The 5,001-nt window shown below is 70.4% G+C and carries 3 protein-coding genes and 1 pseudogene; 3 read left to right on the forward strand and 1 reads right to left on the reverse strand.

Going from position 1 to position 5,001, the window contains the following annotated elements; all coding sequences use genetic code 11:
• Positions 1 to 13: 13 nt before the first annotated feature.
• Positions 14 to 1,723, forward strand: a pseudogene (locus tag ACWCO3_RS31360) (XRE family transcriptional regulator); the annotation flags it as partial.
• Between the two features lie 250 nt (positions 1,724 to 1,973).
• Here ACWCO3_RS31360 and ACWCO3_RS31365 read toward each other — a convergent pair.
• The gene (locus tag ACWCO3_RS31365) at positions 1,974 to 2,480 is read right to left on the reverse strand and encodes a MarR family winged helix-turn-helix transcriptional regulator (protein ID WP_145778284.1); all 507 of its coding nucleotides are present in this window, start codon (positions 2,478 to 2,480) and stop codon (positions 1,974 to 1,976) included.
• A 100-nt stretch (positions 2,481 to 2,580) separates the two neighbouring features.
• On the opposite strand from ACWCO3_RS31365, the gene ACWCO3_RS31370 reads away from it, so the two are divergent.
• Complete coding sequence (locus tag ACWCO3_RS31370) at positions 2,581 to 3,162, forward strand: YceI family protein (protein ID WP_145778283.1); 582 nt, start codon at positions 2,581 to 2,583, stop codon at positions 3,160 to 3,162.
• A gap of 273 nt (positions 3,163 to 3,435) precedes the next feature.
• On the forward strand, positions 3,436 to 5,001 hold a 1,566-nt coding region (locus ACWCO3_RS31375; RefSeq protein WP_450013500.1), incomplete at its 3' end, for an AAA family ATPase.

A 5,001-nucleotide genomic window follows, 5' to 3' on the forward strand; every position in this document is an offset into this window, starting at 1 on the left:
CCGACACTGACCCGGCGACCCGCCAGCCCCAACGAAACGACCCGCCGCGAGGTCTGACCTGGCACACCGCACCGGCCGGTACGGCGATCGGGTGCTCGACCTGGCCGCCCCCGCCGACGCCACGGTCCACCCCGGTTGGGACGCGCCGGACGCGCTCACCCGACGGTCGACCACCCCTGCTGCGGCGACCACCGTCACCCTGCGCGAGGCGGTGGCGACCAGCTACCGGCTGCTGGCACCGGACGAGCGGGCGGCGCTGCGGCAGCTCGCCGTGTTCGGCAACCGCTGGTCGGTGGAGTTGGCCGAGGAGATGCTCGCCGACGAGGCCGACCAGGACGGGACGGTGGCGATCGATCCCGTCCCCCGGCTGGACCGGTTCGTCGAGCTGGGGCTGCTGAGCGTACGCGGCACCGGTTCGTTCCGGTTCCGGCTTCTCGACGCGGTCCGCGAGTACGCCGTCGAGCAGGCGGCCGGCGAGGGCGAGTTGACCTGCATCCGGCGGCGACACGCGGAGGTGATCGCACGGTTGGTGGCGCGGACCGCTGTCGACCTCGTTGGTCCGCGTTCGTCCGACGCGGTGCACCGGCTGGACGAGATGACCAGTGACATCAGCTCGTCGCTGGCCCACGCGGCCACCGACGACCCGTTGACGGCGCTGCGGCTGGCGGCCTGCCTGACCCGTTGGTGGCGGTTCCGTGGGCGCGATGTCATCGGGCGGCGGTGGTTGCACCGCCTGCTGGCGGACCCGCGTACCGCCGATGCCGACCCGATCCTGCGGGCCTGGGCCGCCCTCGGGGTCGCCCGCCTCGCGGCCGAACACGGTGCGGGTGCCGAGGAGCTGCCGACGGCGCGTGCGGCGTTGGAGACCTTCCGGCAGGCCGGCGATGTCACAGGTGAGCTGGAGGCGCGGAACGTGCTCGGCACACTGTTGATCGCCGTCGGCCGACAGGACGACGCGCGCGAGCAGGCCGAGGTGGTGCTGCGGCTGGCGGCCCGTGACGGGCGGGCCCGGGACCTGGCGGTGGCCCAGAACAGCCTCGCCTGGCACGAGATCCGGACCGGTGACCTGGCTGCGGCCCGACGCCGGCTCGCCGCGGCGGACCGACTCGCCGCCGAGAGCGGGGAGCAGCGGCTGCGGGTGCTGGTCTGGGCCAGCCGAGCCGAGATCGCCCGCCTGGAGGGTTGGTACGCCGACGCCGTCGACCGTGGTCGGCGGGCGATGGCGGCGTTGTCCGAGCTGGGTGACCAGGGGCGCCGACGCCGAACGCTCGGGACTGTCGGGCTGGCACTGGCCCAGGACGGGCGTGCCGTGGAGGCGACCAAGGTGCTCGCCGAGTTACGCGCGGGGATGGCCGAGGCTGCGGCGGCGGGATCGGTGCGAGCACCAGCTGGGTGGGCCGTGCCACGCCAGCGCTCCGATGACATGGCGCTGTCCGGGGACGGGCCGGATGTGGGTCTCTGCGCGCTGATCGAGGGCAATCTGGCGTTGCACAGGGGTGACCGGGAGTTGGCTGCCGAGTGGTTCGCCGCCGCTGCCGAGGCGGGCCAGGATCGGCGGGACGTGGTGGAGGCGCTGGTGGGGCTGGCCGCGAGCACCGCTGACCCGGCAGTCCTCGATCGGCTCGACCAGGCGTGTCGGGAGAGCGGTATCGCGCTGCTGCCCCACGAGTCGGGACTGCTCTACGCGTTGACCGCCGACCGGGACGGACCGGCGGCCCCGTAGCGGCCCTGGGCGGATGCTCCTAGCGCAGTCGACGACCACCGGGCGACGGGAGAGTGGCGCGGGCGAAGAGCCCCCTTGGTGCTACCCCTCGCTGATCGCCCGCGCCGTCACCCCCCGGTTGATCCCCGGTGCTGGAAGCCTGCCACCGCCACAACGGCAGAAAGTCGACTTGGCCCGAATCATCCAGCTTGGTGGGGTCAGTTCTGCCGGTCTTTCTGCCGGTGCGGGCACCCCGCCGCCCGGGGTGCTCTCAGGGTTGATTGGTAGCGGTCTCCTGCGCGAAGGTGGTGTCGTCGCTGCCGGCGGTGGCGCACGGATGCGCGGCGTCGCGGACCCGCCGCAGCCCGTCGAGGAGGGCGGTCAACGCCTCGGGGTCGAGCTGGCCGGTGAACCACTGCTCGATCATCTGCAGGTGACCGGGCAGCGTCTCGTTCAGGCGCTGCATCCCTGCGGCGGTGACGACCGCGTACGAGCTGCGCCGGTCGTTCGGGCAGGCCCGACGGGTGAGGAGGCCGTCACGTTCCATCCGGTCCACCACGCGGGTCACCCCGCTGGTCGACAGTGAGGTCTGCGCGGCGAGGTCGGTCATGCGTAGCTGGTTGCCCGGCGAGCGGGCCAGTCGGGTGATGACCTCGAACTCGACCGCGGAGAGGCCGTGCTCCTCGAGTTGGGCGTTGAACCGGGCGGACAGCCCGGCGTGTGCCTCGAAGAGCAGGCCGACGGCGGTGATCCGGGGATCGTCGAAGACGTTGGTCACGCGTTCATCCTAGCAGTACTTGACACAGGGAATGTTGTTACGGTTATAGTTGCTCAAGCAGTCGTTGGGCTACTAAACAATTCTCCTGGAGGACAGCAGCATGACCAGCAGCATCGATGCGGTTACCCGCGACTGGGACGGCCTCACCATCCCGACGGCCGGCACCTACGCGCTGGACGTGGCGCACAAGCGGGTCGGCTTCGTTGCCCGGCACATGATGGTGAGCAAGGTCCGCGGTGAGTTCAACGAGGCGACCGCCACCATCACCGTCGCGGAGGACCCGCTGCAGTCGTCGGTCGTCGCGACCATCCAGGCCGCCAGCATCGACACCACGCAGGCCGACCGGGACGCCCACCTGCGCAGCCCCGAGTTCCTGGACTCCGACAAGTTCCCGACCCTCGAGTTCCGCAGCACCGGGGTCAAGTCCCGTAACGGCAACGAGTTCGTGCTCGCCGGCGAGCTGACCATCAAGGACGTCACCCGCCCGGTCGAGCTGGAGGTGGAGTTCGAGGGTGTCGGCCGCAGCCCGTTCGGCCAGGACATCTTCGGCTTCTCCGCGAGCACCGAGATCGACCGCGAGGAGTTCGGCCTGACCTGGAACGTCGCCCTGGAGACCGGGGGCGTGCTGGTCAGCCGCAAGATCAAGATCGAGATCGAGGGTGAGGCCGTCCGTCAGGCCTGAACCCTCCCGGATCACCGGTACGCAGGGCCCGCGCCGCACGTCGGCGCGGGCCCTGCGTCGTGGTAATTGTCACGAGTTGTTCGCACCGCCATCGGGTCGTGTCGGCCGGCCACGGGGTACAGATGGCGCCACGAGAGCCGTCCGCTCGGGTCGAGGTTGGATCACCGCCGTCGGCCTCTGGCCCCGGTCAGGTGGGCGCTCTTACCGTTGATGGTTCACAATGCGCTTTCCGGGACGGCAGGATCCCGACCGCGCCGGCTGTCGGGAGGACACATGGGCAGGGACGTCTCACAGGGCGCCTTCACCCGGGATGATCGCGTCCGATACCGGCAGAAGGTGCGGCGGTGCCTCGACGTCTTCGCCCTCATGCTCGACGACTTCGGGTTCGACGCCGACCGGCCGATGACCGGCCTGGAGATCGAACTCAACCTGGTCGACTCGACGGCCGAACCGGCGATGCGCAACGAGGAGATCCTCGCCGACATCGCCGATCCGCTCTTCCAGACAGAGCTGGGGCAGTTCAACCTCGAACTCAACGCCGAGCCCCGGCTCATCGAGGGCGCCGGCTTCGCCGACTACGAACGTGACCTGCGCGGCAGCCTGTCCCGGGCCGACGAACGCGCGGCCCGGTCCGACGCGAAGATCGTCCTGGTCGGCATCCTGCCCACCCTCACCGAGGGGCACCTGGTCGAGGACAATCTCTCCACCAACGAGCGCTACCGGGTGCTCAACGACCAGATCGTCGGCGCCCGCGGCGAGGACATCGAACTGGACATCCGTGGCGTCGAGCAACTGCGGACGCACACCGACTCGATCGCCCCCGAGGCCGCCTGCACCAGCCTCCAGTTCCACCTCCAGGTGGCACCCGACAGCTTCGCCGACTACTGGAACGCCTCCCAGGCCATTGCCGGTGTGCAGGTGGCGGTCGGAGCGAACAGCCCCTTCCTGTATGGCCGCCAACTCTGGGCGGAAACCCGGATCGCCCTGTTCCAGCAGGCCACCGACACTCGTCCCGACGAGCTCAAGGCCCAGGGGGTACGCCCGCGGGTGTGGTTCGGCGAGCGATGGATCACCTCGATCTTCGATTTGTTCGAGGAGAACGTGCGGTACTTTCCGCCGTTGCTGCCGATCTGCGAGGACGAGGACCCGGTGGAGGTGCTGCACGCCGGCGGCGTGCCGAAACTCGGGGAGTTGCGGCTGCACAACGGCACTGTCTACCGGTGGAACCGCCCGGTCTACGACATCATGAACGACCGCCCGCACCTGCGGGTCGAGAACCGGGTGCTGCCGGCCGGCCCGACGGTGGTGGACATGCTCGCCAACGCGGCCTTCTACTTCGGTTTGGCGCGTGGTCTGGCCGAGGCGGACCGTCCGATCTGGAGCCAACTCACCTTCAGCTCCGCCGAGGAGAACTTCCACGCCGCCGCCCGACGTGGCCTCGACGCCGTTCTGCACTGGCCCGGGCTCGGTGACGTGCCGGTCACCAAGCTGGTGCTGGAGCAGTTGCTGCCCACCGCGGCGGCCGGCCTGGACGGGTTCGGTGTCGCGGCGGCCCAACGGGACCGGTTGCTCGGCATCATCGAGCAGCGCTGCCGGACCGGCCGCAACGGCGCCGTCTGGCAGACCGAGGCGGTCTGGGCGGCGGAGCGGCAGCACGGCATGGACCGGAAGGCCGCGCTCCACCACATGGTCCAGCGCTACGCGGAACTCCAGCGCTCCAACGAACCCGTCCACACCTGGCCGGCGTTCCACGTGCTGGCCACCGCCAACCCGATCGAGTACGAGGGCACCTACCCGCTGCCCGAGGCGCAACTGGACCGGTTCCTGCTGCGGGTCTCG

This window comes from Micromonospora sp. NPDC002411 (assembly GCF_053592955.1).